The sequence below is a fragment of the Lentimicrobiaceae bacterium genome (genome assembly GCA_028697555.1).
Classification (GTDB): domain Bacteria; phylum Bacteroidota; class Bacteroidia; order Bacteroidales; family UBA4417; genus UBA4417.
Window position 1 is genome coordinate 1 of record JAQVEX010000059.1, and the last position, 14,258, is coordinate 14,258.

At 37.0% G+C, this 14,258-nt stretch carries 13 protein-coding genes; all 13 read right to left on the reverse strand.

What is annotated here, in order from left to right; translation table 11 throughout:
* The coding region (locus tag PHP31_08835; protein MDD3739381.1) for a ComEC/Rec2 family competence protein at positions 1-745 on the reverse strand (745 nt) is incomplete at its 3' end.
* A gap of 144 nt (positions 746-889) precedes the next feature.
* A complete protein-coding gene (gene frr / locus PHP31_08840; protein MDD3739382.1) occupies positions 890-1,453 on the reverse strand; it encodes a ribosome recycling factor in 564 nt (187 codons plus the stop codon).
* A 226-nt stretch (positions 1,454-1,679) separates the two neighbouring features.
* Positions 1,680-2,387, reverse strand: coding sequence for a UMP kinase (gene pyrH / locus PHP31_08845; protein MDD3739383.1), 708 nt, complete (start codon positions 2,385-2,387; stop codon positions 1,680-1,682).
* 21 nt (positions 2,388-2,408) lie between these two features.
* The gene (gene secA / locus PHP31_08850) at positions 2,409-5,708 is read right to left on the reverse strand and encodes a preprotein translocase subunit SecA (protein ID MDD3739384.1); all 3,300 of its coding nucleotides are present in this window, start codon (positions 5,706-5,708) and stop codon (positions 2,409-2,411) included.
* A 97-nt stretch (positions 5,709-5,805) separates the two neighbouring features.
* Positions 5,806-6,480, reverse strand: a complete 675-nt coding sequence (locus PHP31_08855) for a DNA alkylation repair protein (protein MDD3739385.1) — start codon at positions 6,478-6,480, stop codon at positions 5,806-5,808.
* A gap of 4 nt (positions 6,481-6,484) precedes the next feature.
* Complete coding sequence (locus tag PHP31_08860; protein ID MDD3739386.1) at positions 6,485-7,636, reverse strand: hypothetical protein; 1,152 nt, start codon at positions 7,634-7,636, stop codon at positions 6,485-6,487.
* Between the two features lie 67 nt (positions 7,637-7,703).
* On the reverse strand, positions 7,704-8,084 hold the full coding sequence (locus tag PHP31_08865) for a VanZ family protein (protein ID MDD3739387.1): 381 nt from the start codon (positions 8,082-8,084) through the stop codon (positions 7,704-7,706).
* 11 nt (positions 8,085-8,095) lie between these two features.
* On the reverse strand, positions 8,096-9,511 hold the full coding sequence (locus PHP31_08870) for an ABC transporter permease (protein ID MDD3739388.1): 1,416 nt from the start codon (positions 9,509-9,511) through the stop codon (positions 8,096-8,098).
* A 64-nt stretch (positions 9,512-9,575) separates the two neighbouring features.
* Positions 9,576-10,532 carry an ATP-binding cassette domain-containing protein gene (locus tag PHP31_08875; GenBank protein MDD3739389.1) on the reverse strand — a complete coding sequence of 319 codons (957 nt, stop codon included), beginning with the start codon at positions 10,530-10,532 and terminating at the stop codon, positions 9,576-9,578.
* 43 nt (positions 10,533-10,575) lie between these two features.
* Positions 10,576-11,724, reverse strand: coding sequence for a molecular chaperone DnaJ (dnaJ, locus tag PHP31_08880; protein ID MDD3739390.1), 1,149 nt, complete (start codon positions 11,722-11,724; stop codon positions 10,576-10,578).
* A gap of 12 nt (positions 11,725-11,736) precedes the next feature.
* The gene (locus tag PHP31_08885) at positions 11,737-12,342 is read right to left on the reverse strand and encodes a nucleotide exchange factor GrpE (GenBank protein MDD3739391.1); all 606 of its coding nucleotides are present in this window, start codon (positions 12,340-12,342) and stop codon (positions 11,737-11,739) included.
* A 169-nt stretch (positions 12,343-12,511) separates the two neighbouring features.
* Complete coding sequence (gene murA, locus PHP31_08890; GenBank protein MDD3739392.1) at positions 12,512-13,822, reverse strand: UDP-N-acetylglucosamine 1-carboxyvinyltransferase; 1,311 nt, start codon at positions 13,820-13,822, stop codon at positions 12,512-12,514.
* Between the two features lie 22 nt (positions 13,823-13,844).
* Positions 13,845-14,258 (reverse strand): DUF4290 domain-containing protein (locus PHP31_08895; GenBank protein ID MDD3739393.1); only part of this gene is annotated, 414 nt, incomplete at its 5' end.

Here is a 14,258-nt window from a genome sequence, read left to right on the forward strand (position 1 = left end):
TTTCGGGGTCTATTAGGTCTCTTTGTCCGAAAATTAAAGCAGCAGCAATGCCCAACTCTTTTTCATCTAAATTTGCTTCTTTGAGTGTGTTTACAAAGTAGGCTCTCATTTTAGCTGTTAAAAGCAATACCTGACGAGTGTTTTTTACATCGAGAATCTTGTAGTACTCGCTTTTTAAATAACCCTGATGAAAGATGTTTTTGTTTTGTAAATATTTCTTATAATTGAAACCGCCTATATTGTTTGGCGGACTAATTTCGTTAAACTTTAAGTAACAAACTAGAGTGTTGCCAACTTGCGGGATAGTGTTAGTGCTATCTTTGCTGAAATACAGTAATGCCTTTCCTGTGGTTTCCGTCTTGATGTTATTGTTTATTGCAGCTTTTACGTTAGCTACCGTTTTTAGCGAATTTTCCTTTTCTTGCAGAGGTTCTGCAATTTCTAAAATGAAAAAACCTTCGGTTTGAGTTTTGCTAAAATGACTACTGTGCCTAAATTCTTGTTTACTGACGGTATTGAAATAACCTAACAGAAATAAAATTACAAACGTCGCCACGCCAAATGCTACCGAATCTGTGTTGAGTTTGTAGCCGGCTACAAGTATTGCAATAAGGAGTGCGGAGATAGCAACAATAACAACTGTTGCAGGAAGAACCTGCCAGTTGGGAGTTAATAAAACAAACAAAATTCCCATCAAAAAAGGAGTAAATAATTTTAAAATCGGGAAAAACCTTAAATCTTTCATACAATCAATTATTTAACTCCAAAGTTTGCTACGTAACAATAGCAACATTAGCAAACAGCACGACAATTCTACAGAAGTCGCCTACCAATAGCCTTAGAGCGAACTTTGTAACGCAAAAGCGTTAAATCATAAGAAAAGCAAAAATTAAATAGTTAAAATTTCCTTTTCTTTAACTTCAAACATTTTATCAACTTCTTCCGAGTATTTATCGGTAAGAGTTTGAATGTCTTTTTCAAGAACTTTTACGCTATCTTCTGGCAGTCCGTCTTTTTCTAATTTTTTCAAAGCATCAATGCTGTTGCGTCTTATTGCTCTTATAGTAACTTTTGCATTTTCAACATCGGTTTTGGCTGTTTTAACCAAATCCTTTCTTCTTTCTTCTGTTAAAGCCGGAACTAAAATCCTTAGGATTTCGCCGTTGTTTTGCGGATTAAAACCCAAATTTGCGTCCATAATCACTTTTTGTAAGGGCTCTAACATGTTTTTTTCCCAGGGCTGAACAATAATTTGTTGAGCATCGGGAGTGTTTATGCTTGCAACTTGCTCAATGGGCGTGAGCGTGCCGTAATAATCGACTTTAAGACCGTCGAGCATATGTGGTGTAGCCTTTCCTGTACGGTATTTCTGAAATTCTTTTTCCAAAAAAACCAAAGCATTTTTCATGCTTTCTTCGGCTGTTTCAATTACGATTTTCGTTTCTTCTGTCATGGTTATTAGTTTTATATTTGTTTGTATTAACGTTTCCTTTTATTTAATATGCAAATGTAAGGTTTTTTTTAAGAAGATGGTGTTTTCATTAAAAAAATGGCTGTTGGCTCTTAGCTCTTAGCTATTGGCTAAGTACAGTTAATTGCTCATTGCTCATTGCCACGTAACTCGCAACCCGCAACTCGCAACCACTCACCACCCATCACCCACCACTCATCACCATTCACTAATTAATTATCGTTCCACACTTTTCTCCTGTAATAATTTTCTGAATATTTCCTTCTTTGTGAATATTAAAAACCACGATAGGCATATTGTTTTCTCTGCACAGGGTAAAAGCAGTCATATCCATTATTTTCAGTTCTTTATCAATAACTTCGTCGAAAGTTAAGGTTTCAAAAGGTGTTGCATTTGGAACTTTTTCGGGGTCGGCGCTATAAACTGCATCAACACGAGTTCCTTTAAGAAGTATATCGGCTTTCATTTCAATAGCTCGTAGAGCTGCCGCCGAGTCGGTTGTAAAAAACGGGTTGCCTGTTCCGCCTGCAATTATGCAGACTTTGTTTTGTTTCAATATTTTTTCTACAACAATATGATTGGTTTTGCGGCATATCCCTTCAATTTCTAAAGCACAAACAAGTTCGGCATCAACTCCAACGTTTTTCAATACCGATTGCAAAGCCTTGCTGTTAATAACAGTTGCAAGCATTCCCATGTAGTCGCCATCTGTTTTATCAATATTGATGTTTTTGCTTTTTATACCCCTAAAAATGTTTCCACCGCCAAGTACAACAGCAATTTCAACGCCTTGCTCGTGCGCATTTTTTATTTCGTTGGCGTAGTGCATAAGCATTTCGGAAGAAAAGCCGTACCCGTTGGTGTCGGCTAAAGATTCGCCACTAAGTTTTATTAAAATTCTCTTATATTTTATCATAATTGTACATATTTCGATTTATTATGCGCGACCGTGGCAATTTTTGTATTTCTTACCGCTACCGCAGGGACAGGGCTCGTTTCTGCCGGTCTTTTTCTCAACTTTTACAGGAGCATTTGTAGTGTTTGCTTGCGTGGCATGACCGAATGTTTCTGCACGTTGTTCTCTGAGTGCTTCCTTGTTGGTTCGTTCCGGAAGTTTTGTCTCTCTTACTTTGCTGTCGGTGTCTTCGGGCAGGTGTGCTTTGAACAAGAAACTAATAATGTCCTTGTTTACTTTGTTAATCATGCTTTTAAACAACTCAAACGACTCCAACTTGTATATAAGTAGCGGGTCTTTCTGCTCGTAGCTTGCCGATTGTACGCTTTGTTTCAAATCATCCATTTCTCTAAGATGTTCTTTCCAAGCATCGTCAATCATCGAAAGAGTGATAAATTTTTCTACAGCTAAAGCCACTTCTTTACCTTTATCATTGTACGCCTTTTCAAGATTAGCAGCAACGTTAATAGTTTTCCTTCCGTCGGTAATGGGTATTCCTATGTATTGGTAATTCTGATTACTCTCGTATATTCTTTGAATAACCGGATAAGTTATTTCTGCAATACGCTTATTTTTTTCTAAATATTGTTCATAAACATGGTCGAAAAGTTTCTCCGCCAACACTTCTGTTCTATCAGATTTCAACTCCTTATCGTCGAAGATGTTTTCTATAGCGAAAGCCGAAATTAGGTCTAGGTTAATATTATCGGTGTTTTCATCATCTTTATTTTCTTCGATGATGTTTTCGCCCAAGTCGTAAATCATATTTGAAATTTCGAGAGCAAGTCTGTCGCCAAAAAGAGCTTGTTTACGTTTATTGTAAATAACTTCTCTTTGCGAGTTCATAACGTCGTCGTACTCCAACAGTCGCTTACGAATTCCGAAGTTATTTTCCTCTACTTTTTTCTGAGCTCTTTCAATACTTTTTGTAATCATGCTATGCTGAATGACTTCTCCTTCCTTCAAGCCCATTCTGTCCATGATTTTAGAAATATTATCGGAGCCGAACATTCTCATTAGGTCGTCTTCAAGCGATACGAAAAACTGTGAGCTACCAGGGTCACCTTGACGTCCGGCACGACCTCTAAGCTGCCTATCAACACGACGAGATTCGTGTCTTTCGGTACCTATAATAGCCAAACCGCCGGCTTCTTTAACGCCTTTTCCCAACTTGATGTCGGTACCTCTACCTGCCATGTTTGTAGCTATTGTAACGTTACCTGGCAAACCTGCTTCGGCAACTATTTGAGCCTCTTTTTGGTGAAGTTTAGCGTTCAAAACATTATGTTTTATTTTTTCGCGGGTAAGCATTCTGCTAAGCAATTCAGAGATTTCAACCGATGTTGTACCAACAAGTACAGGTCTGTCGTTATCTGTCAATCGCTTTATTTCCTGAATAACAGCGTTGTACTTATCTTTTTTGGTTTTATAAACAAGGTCTTCTTGGTCGTTACGAATTATAGGTCTGTTGGTTGGAATAACAACGACATCTAATTTGTAAATATCCCAAAATTCGCCCGCTTCTGTTTCAGCCGTACCAGTCATACCAGCTAACTTGTTGTACATACGGAAGTAGTTTTGCAAAGTAATTGTGGCGTAGGTTTGTGTTGCAGCCTCAACTTTAACATTTTCTTTAGCCTCTATAGCTTGGTGCAAGCCGTCTGAGTACCTTCTGCCCTCAAGAACACGTCCTGTTTGTTCGTCAACAATTTTAACTTTATTGTCAACAACAATATATTCAACATCTTTTTCGAATAGGGCGTATGCTTTCAGAAGCTGATTAACAGTATGTATTCTTTCCGATTTAACGGCGAAATCCCTTAGCAGTTCTGATTTAGCCTCAGCTTTTTCTTTTGGAGAAAGATTTAGTTTTTCAAGATCGGCTATTTCGGCTCCAACATCAGGCATGATGTAGAATTTAGGGTCTTCGTATGATTTGGTTATCAGGTCTATACCTTTTTCGGTAAGTTCTATAGTATTATTTTTTTCGTCTATTACAAAAAACAGCGGTTCATCAATTATGTGCATGTTTTTCGACTGTTCTTGCATGTAAAAGTTTTCGGTTTTAAGCAGTTGTTGCTTAATTCCCGGCTCGCTCAAAAATCTGATTAATGGCTTGTTTTTTGGCAAAGCTCTGTAAGCTCTTAAAAGAGCTTCGCCACCTTTCTTTTCATTTTCGGGGTCAATTTTTCCTTCATCATCAGTTACTAGCAACGATTTAGCTTCTGCCAATAATCGAGTAGCAAGCTGTCTTTGTTCGTTGTAAAGTTTGGTTATTTCGGGTTTTAATGTTTCAAACTCTTGATTGTCGCCTTTGGGTGTAGGTCCGGAAATAATTAGCGGGGTACGAGCATCGTCAATTAATACGGAGTCAACCTCGTCGACGATGGCGTAGTAGTGTTCGCGTTGTACGAGTTCGTCCTTGTTACGAGCCATATTATCGCGAAGGTAGTCGAAACCAAATTCGTTGTTGGTACCGTAGGTAACATCAGCCAAGTATGCATTTCTTCTTTCCAAAGAGTTTGGTTCGTGCTTATCGATGCAATCGACACGAAGTCCGTGAAACTCAAACAAAACTCCCATCCATTCCGAGTCTCTTTTTGCCAAGTAGTCGTTGACGGTAACCACATGCACTCCTTTTCCGGGTAATGCGTTAAGGTAAATAGCCAAAGTAGCCACAAGAGTTTTTCCTTCACCGGTAGCCATTTCCGCAATTTTACCTTGATGCAGCACTGTACCTCCAATTAGCTGGACATCGTAGTGCTCCATGTCCCAAGTTATCATGTTTCCGCCTGCCATCCATCTGTGATCCCAATAGGCTTTGTCGCCAACCACATTTACGCTATCTCTTTCGGCTGCAATATCTTTGTCCATTTGGGTTGCAGTAACCTCAACAGACTCGTTGCCTTTAAAACGGCGTGCTGTTTCTCTAACAACGGCAAAAGCTTCTGGTAATATGGCATTAAGTAGTTTTTGTGTCTTTTCGTATTCGGTTTTAGATAAAGTGTCGATACGTTTAAAAAGTTCTTCTTTTTCGGCGATAGGCATTTCCAAATCGACTTCAATACGCGATTTTATCGTATTTATTTCGTCTTGTTCGGCTTTAACGTTTTCATGTATCTTTTGTTTAAATCGTATAGTTCTTTCTCTTAACTCGTCGTTGCTGACGTTTTTTAGCTCCGATAAGTGTTTTTTTGCCTCATTTACTAAAGGAGTAATACTTTTTATGTCGCGTTCGGATTTTGTTCCTCCCGAAAAAAAACTTAGAATCTTATTTAGCATTTTTGTGTATTTTTTTCTTATGCAAAGATAATCTATTATTATGTTAATTTGTACGAATATACCGTTTTTTTACTTAAAAGGTATTAATAAGTACGTTTTATAATTCAATTTTATTAATGTGCTTATAGCCTTCTCTTACTGATAAAGGTGAAAGCTTATGTTTTGACAAAAAATCTTTTACCCAAGCCGAATTAGTTTTCGAATATTCGCGCAAAGCCCAGCCTATAGCCTTGTTTATAAAAAACTCGTCGCTATTGGCGTTGTTAAGTATAGCTTCGGTCAAAAATTCCTTATCTGTTTTTTCTTTAAATTTAAGCTGACAAATAATGCTGCTTCGTCTTATCCACATGTTTTCATCGGTAATCCATAGTTTAAGCTTGTTTTGCAGAATTTTTGGATGCTGTTCAATGATTTTCCCTAAGCAGTTTCCGGCAATTAAATCAACAGTATCCCACCACGATTTGTCTGTAATTAAAACCCGCACTTTTTGCAAATCGTTTTCAGCAAACTTATATTTTCCACTGTTTAAAATATCAATAGCCAAATACTGAAACTCTCTTTCGGGCTTATTCCACAATAGGTTGATTATTTCCCAGTTGGGTTGCTTTTCTTTTTTCAGCTCTTTTACCAATTCTTTTTGCAATGTTGTTCGTAACGGCTTTTTTATTCCCAAGAAATCGAACATATTTCGCATATAATTACTCATTCCAACTGCTTCGGTAGCATTGGCATTCTGATAAAACAAATCAATGGTTTTGTTGAGTAATTCCATAATATTATTTTTTCTCTAAGTAATCAACTATGCTTTTGTTGTGTGTGTGGACTGATATATCAATAACAGGATTCAGCTTTTTGTTTTCAATTAGAGATTTTAAAAAAGGATAAATTGGCACTTGTTTTGTCCAGTATTCTCCGCCACAAAATATCATGGGACTTGCATATCCGTATGATTCGTAGTGATTTTGTGCAAGGTCTTGAAAAATTTCTTGCATAGTGCCGGCACTTCCAGGAGCGTAAATAACACCTCCTTTAGCAATGGCAAGCAAACCTTCTTCACGTAAGCTGTTTTCAAATAGTTTGGCTATATGAGTTGAGAAAGGTGTTGGAGGCTCGTGTCCGTAGAACCAAGTGGGAATGCTTAAACTCTTATAATTGGTTGTAGGATATTTTTCAAACACTTTAAAAGCCGAAGGTAGCCACAACTCGTGGTTGTATATTGGAGCGACGCTTAAAATGCTTATCGCATCGTCGAGGTGAGAGTTGGGTTCGCCTGCAAACCAAGCTCCTAAGTGAGTAGCTTCCATAGCACCAGGTCCACCGCCCGACACCATTAAGTATCCTTTTTCGGTTAAGGTTTTAGATAAATATGCTATTTGTTTGTAAAAATCGCTGTTACGCTCCAATTTATGACCACCCATTATAGCAACAACTTTTCTTTCGTCATAATTGTCTAAAAATTCGTACTTAGAGGTGCGTATAGAATAGTCGTGCAATGTTCTTGCAAGCATTTCGCCCAAGTTATCCGATACAGCTCCAAAACTATAATAACGGTCGTAAACAATTTTGTCTAATGTTTTTGAATAACTGTCGGGATTATTGTAGTCGTAGTTGTTGTACAAAGTGTCTTTATTGTACAATTGCGATGGGAAAGCCTCGAAAGGAACGTCAAATTCCGTTAGAATGTAATTGTTTTTCTCTAAATGGTTTTTAAGATTCTTTGACATTGTGCAACCCAAAAACGTAGATTGATTTATTTCAATTTTTAATAATTGCTCTTCGTATTTTATCAAATCAAGTTTTTGAAACACGTGATTATTCACATTTTTATGAGTTAGGCATAGGTTTAATTCCGGATAGGTATCAATTCTGCCCACTATTGCCGGAGCAATAGTTTTGTGTTTTTGTAATTTCGAGTTATCTAAATTCATATTTAATGGAGTTTTTAGTTTATATTTTTTGCTTTGTATATTCTAACAATTACAGACATTATAAAAATCAATTGTTTTTAGCTAGTGATTTTCTTATCTTATTATAAATGAGCCAACAAGCAATTCCGCATAATCCGCCTAAAATATTTGCAACAATATCTAAAACTTCAAATTGTCGGTTTTGAGTTAACAATTTTTGAACTATTTCCATAAATATTCCCCAAATTGCGACAATACATAGTGGGATAAGTAGTTTTGTTTTTTTTATATGAGGTTGCCAAGCCCACAAAAACAAAAAGGAAAATACTAGGTACATTAAAAAATGTGCTACCTTGTCGGCATGTGCAAACAGTGGTATTTTCGGGAAATTACTTGAAGGCATTACGCTAAGTAAAGTAATAAGCGCAAGATAAGCGAAGAAAAAAGATTTTTTTATAGCGGGTTTCATCAAAATCATAATTAGTTTTTATACTTAATCCATTTCCAAAGTTCTTTGTAAGTAACTTTTTTACCGTACATGAGTATTCCGGTTCTGTATATTTTGCCTGCAATCCAAACACAGCCAAGGAATCCGAGTATGAGTAGAGCAATAGAAAGAATCAATTCCCAATACGGAACACCAAAAGGTACGCGAGTTAGCATTACAATTGGCGATGTGAACGGAATCATAGAAAGCCAAAAGGCTAAAGGACCTTCGGGATTTTGTATAATCTGTGGTGAAACCATAATTCCGAGCAACAAAGGAATGGAAATAGGAAACATAAACTGATTTGTATCGGCGTCGTTGTCAACGGCAGCACCTATGGCGGCAAAAAGTGCGGCATATAGCAAGTAGCCAATCAAAAAGTAAATAATAAAAGTTATGAGTATTACAGGTATGTTGAAGCTTTTTATAACATTAAAAGCTTCTTCAATTAGTTGATTATTAGCCGACCCACTTTGGCTAATCATATTTATGTCGGGGCTGCCTTGTAAGTCGTCGGTTAGCATTAAATTGGTTGTAGTGTTGGCACTTTCTGCCGAGAAATATTGAGGAAATATAAGTTGAGCAGAAGTAAGTATAGCAAAGGTTAGAACTATCCACAAAAGAAACTGTGTTAATCCTAAAAGTGCAATTCCTACAATTTTGCCTAGCATAAGCTGAAACGGCTTTACAGACGAAACTATAACTTCGATAATGCGACTGGTTTTTTCTTCTAAAACACCGCTCATAACCTGCGAGCCGTACATGAAAATAAACATGTATATCAGCAAACTTGTAACGTATCCGATTATCATGGCGACTTCCGTAAAACTTTCTTTTTCGTTACCGCTGTCGTCGGTTTTTACAGTGGTAAGTTTTATGTCGGTTTTAATTTTCTCCAATATGGTTTCGCTTATCAAATCTCTGGTAGCTGAATCGGCAGTATGATTGTAGTCGGGCATGGTTTTTTCAATCTGCTTACTTATTTCGGCAGAAAGTTTTAATTTTTCTACCTGCTTGCCCATGCTATTGCTTATGTACGTTTTTAAATTGAGCGTAGGTTGTTTGTTTGAGTATATTATCCCATTTTCGGGAATGTTTAGTTTGGTAGCCGGAATGTACAACAGATTATAGTCGCCAGTTTTAACCAAACGTTGTTTTAAGCTATCGATGTTGTCGTAAGAGCGGACAAATGTGTAGTTTTCGGTATCGTTAAGATGGTCGGCAAAGATGTTTGTTTCATCAATTACGTGAACCAATGCTTTATCGTCTTGTTTTGAGTTAAGATATATAACAAGGAGTATGGTGGCAGCTATAAGTACGGGACCAAGAATGGTCATAACTATAAAACTTCTTTTTTTTACTTTCGATAAGTACTCTCTTTTTATTATTAGAAAAGTTGTTTTTTTCATGCGTAAATAGGTGTTTTAATATGTTACAAAACGTGCTATTTTTGGGTTTTATATTGTAAATATGTTATAACTGTTGTTGATTTTGGTTTTGCTTGCCGGAAGTTTTATTTACCACCGAAATAAATACTTCATTCATAGATGGTATAAGCTCAGCAACTCTATGTATTTTAGTTTTTGGAATTAAAAATTGCAGCAAATCGTTTGAGGTCAGATTATCATTAACCTTATACGTAATGCTGAGGGTATCGTCATTTTCAGGCTTGCTGTCAATTATTTTGAAATCGTCGTTGGATAGGGTAGTCATGTAGTCATCGACGTGGCTTATGTGGACTTCCAATTCGTTGTTAAAGTGCTGTTTTTTAATATCGTATATGTTTCCTTCCAAAACTTTTTCAGCTTTGTTTATAAGGGCAATATTGTCGCAAAGTTCTTCAACCGAACTCATGTTGTGTGTCGAAAAAATAATTGTAGCACCTTTTTTCTTGAGCTCTAATATTTCGTCTTTTAAAATGCTTGCATTTATTGGGTCGAAACCGCTAAAAGGTTCGTCGAAGATGAGCAACTTGGGCTTGTGAACAACAGTAGTAACAAACTGAACTTTTTGCTGCATCCCTTTTGAAAGCTCTTCAATCTTCTTGTCCCACCACGATTGCATTTCAAGTTTGGTAAACCAATATTTAAGCTCATCTTTTGCCTCTTTAAGGCTAAGACCTTTAAGCTGAGCCAAATAAATAGCTTGTTCGCCGACTTTCATTTTTTTGTACAAACCTCTTTCTTCTGGCAGATACCCAACGTTTTTTACGTCCGAAAGTTTTAGTTTGTTTCCGTTAAGCAAAACTTCACCCGAGTCGGGAGCAGTAATTTGATTAATTATTCTGATAAGTGTTGTTTTGCCGGCACCGTTTGGACCAAGTAGTCCGTAAATACTATTTTCGGGAACCGATATGCTTACATTATTTAACGCAGTGAAATTTCCAAATTGTTTTCTTACCGAAATGGTTTCTAGCAGTGGTTTTGCCATTTGTTGTTATATTATTTTGAATGGTTATTCGTATGCAAATATTTTACTGAAAATACTCTTTCATTCTATCGAAAAACGAATTGCCTTTATTTGGCTGCGGTTTAAAGTTTTCGCTATTTCTGAGTTTTTCTAATAGTCCTTTTTCTTCTTTTGTTAAATTTTTTGGTATCCAAGTATTAATTGTAACAATAAGGTCGCCTTTTCCGAACGCATTAAGTTTAGGCAAACCTTTGCCTTTGAGTCGTAGTAGTTTTCCGGGCTGAGTCCCTGCTTCAACTTTAATACGTACTTTTCCGTCTAATGTAGGAATTTCAACCGAACTGCCAAGTGCAGCATCGGGTACGCTAATGTGCAGGTCGTACAGTATGTTGTTGCCGTCTCTTTGGAAGTCGCGATGCGGTTCTTCTTCAATAAGTATGATAAGGTCTCCGGGTATGCCACCTCTGGCAGCAGCATTACCTTTGCCCTGCATTGAAAGTTGCATGCCGTCGGAAACTCCCGCCGGAATGTTAATAGTAATAACTTCGTTGCCTTTAACTATACCGTTTCCGGAACAGTTTACGCACTTGTTTTTAATAATCTTACCTTCGCCGCTACAAGTGGGGCAAATTGTGGTCGATTGCATTTGACCGAAAATAGTATTACTAACGCGAGTAACTTGTCCGCTACCATGGCAGGTACCACATGTTTCGTAAGCAGAACCGTCGGCAGCACCTGTACCGTTACACGATGAGCAAGGTTTGTACTTATTTACTCTAATTTTCTTCTCAACACCGGTATTTATTTCTTCCAAGGTAAGTTTAACCTTAACCCTGAGGTTAGTACCACGTGTTACTCTTCTGCCGGCGCCGCTTCTTCCCGACGAAAAACCACCAAAAGCTCCGCCAAAAACATCGCCGAAGATATCTCCAAACTGACTGAAAATATCTTCCATATTCATGCCACCGCCACTAAAACCACCAAATCCTTTAAGACCATCGTGACCAAATCGGTCGTATTTTTGTCTCTTTTCAGGATTGCTCAGAACTTCGTATGCTTCTGCAGCTTCCTTAAATTTTTCTTCAGCTTCTTTATTATCGGGGTTTTTATCGGGGTGGTATTTTAGAGCTTTTTGTCTGTACGCTTTTTTTAATTCGTCGTCAGTAGCATCTTTGCTAACACCTAATATTTCGTAATAATCTCTTTTACTCACAATATTTATATTTTATTCTCCAATAATAACTTTTGAAAAACGAATCACTTTCTCGTTCAATTTGTAACCTTTTTGAGTTTCGTCTATTATTTTTCCTTTCATTTCAGGGTCTTCTGCTTTAATTGTCGTAATAGCTTCGTGGTAGTCGGTGTCGAAGTCTTGTCCTATGCAGTCGATTTCAGATAAACCCCTGCTGCCCAACATATTTTTCAGCTTTGTTGTAATAAGCAAAGAACCTTCAACAATACCTTTTAGGTCATTGCTTTCGGAGTTTACTTTATTTGCTCTGTCCATATCATCGAGAATGGGAAGCAAATCTTTAATAATATCTTCGGAAGCATGCTGACGCAATTCTATTTTTTCTTTGTTTGTTCTTTTGCGATAGTTATCAAATTCGGAATACAATCGCAAGTAGCGGTCGTTAAGCTCTTCGTATTTTTTGTTTAGTTCGTAATACTCATTTGCACAAACAGTTTCTTCGCTTTTTTTTGTTTCTTCGTTTGAATTTTCCGCTGTATTTGTGTCCGTTTCAGGATTTTCAGTGTTACTTATTTCGATATTGGTCTTTTTTTCTTCTTCTTTTGTTTTTTTGTTGTTTATTCTATTATCCTTTTTCATATTGACATATTATTTATTCGACAAATTGTCACTAATACAATGAGTTAATTTTCTTAAATCGGCAAATATACACGTTTTGCTTATGATTAACCAAATTGTAGATAGTTCAACATGATTGTTCAAATACTTTGCCAATAATGTAATAAGGTCAAATTGTCAGTAAAAAGTCTTATTTTGTTTTATTAATCCTTTTTATATCTGCTCCGAGCTTGTTAAGTCTGATATCAATATCCTGATAGCCTCTATCGATTTGGTTTACGTTGTGGATAACGCTTTTGCCTTCGGCAGATAATGCAGCAATAAGCAGGGCAACTCCGGCTCTAATATCCGGCGATGTCATGGTAACTCCTCTTAGTTTTTGCTTTCTGTCTAAACCTATAACTGTGGCTCTGTGCGGGTCGCACAAAATAATTTGAGCACCCATATCAATAAGTTTATCGACGAAAAACAAACGACTTTCAAACATTTTTTGGTGAATCAGAACACTACCTTTTGCTTGTATAGCAGTAACCAAGGCAATGCTGATAAGGTCGGGAGTAAAGCCTGGCCAAGGAGCATCAGCAATTGTGAGTATGCTGCCATCCATAAAAGTGTTTATTTCGTAGTTGCTTTGCGAAGGAATAAAAATATTGTTATCGGAAATGTCCATTTTTATACCTAGTTTTTGAAATACTGTAGGTATGATACCAAGTTCGGCGGTGTTGACGTTTACAATATTTATTTCGCTTTGCGTCATTGCTGCCAAGCCGATAAAGCTACCGACTTCAATCATATCTGCGTCAAGCGTGTGAGTTGTTCCTTTAAGTTGTTTAACGCCTTCTATTGTTAGCAAATTAGACCCAATGCCGTTAATATTGGCTCCCATTCTTACAAGCATTCTGCACAATTGTATAATGTATGGTTCGCAGGCGGCATTGTATATCGTTGTAGTGCCTTCGGCTAAAACCGATGCCATAATAATATTGGCGGTTCCTGTTACCGACGCTTCTTCAAGGTGCATGTAGCAGCCTTTAAGTTTCTTTGCTTTAAACTCAGTCAGATTATGTGAGTATGATACTTTGGCACCTAATTTTATTAAGCCTATAAAGTGAGTATCAAGGCGTCGTCTTCCGATTTTGTCGCCGCCAGGTTGCGGAAACTTGCAAATGCCGAAACGAGCCAATAGAGGACCAATTAGCATAACCGAACCTCTTAAACTCGAAGCTTGTTTAGCGAAGTTGGGTGTGTTTATGTAGTTTATATCAACGTTGTCGGCTTTGAAGGTGTACGAACTTTCATTGTTGCGTTTAACTTTTACTCCAAAACCTTCCAAAAGTGCTATCAGATTGTTTACGTCGATAATGTTTGGTACATTATTAACAGTAACTTCTTCGGGGGTAAGCATTACAGCACATAAAATTTGTAGGGCTTCGTTTTTGGCTCCCTGCGGAGTAATTTCTCCTTTTAATTTTTTCCCGCCTATAATTTCAAATGAACTCATAATAAATAAGGTGTTTTAGTTTTTATTTCTGACGTTTTTTATGGTAATTGTCTTTTCTTTTTCTCTTGCGTTTATTCGAGCTGGTCGTGGTTTTTGTTTGTTCTTGTTTGTTAACGATTTTGAGTATTTCGGAAGTTGTTTTCAACTTGTCCGAATCGCGTAATTTTAGTTGTCCGTCCGAAAGCAAATCCAAGTGTTCAAAAATCAACTCATCATCAACCGAATCTCTATTCCAATTTAGGTACATTTTTTTCAAAATGTTAGCAATTGTTTTAACCAATTCTTCTTTTTCTAATCCGTCTTCATAGTCAACGGCTTTTTCTATAATCGCTTGTATGTACTTGCCGTACGGTCGCAACTTGATGTTGTTGGAATTGTATTTTGGTTTGCTAACTATTTTATTTTCTTTTGGGTCGGGTAACGGATATGGAAAATC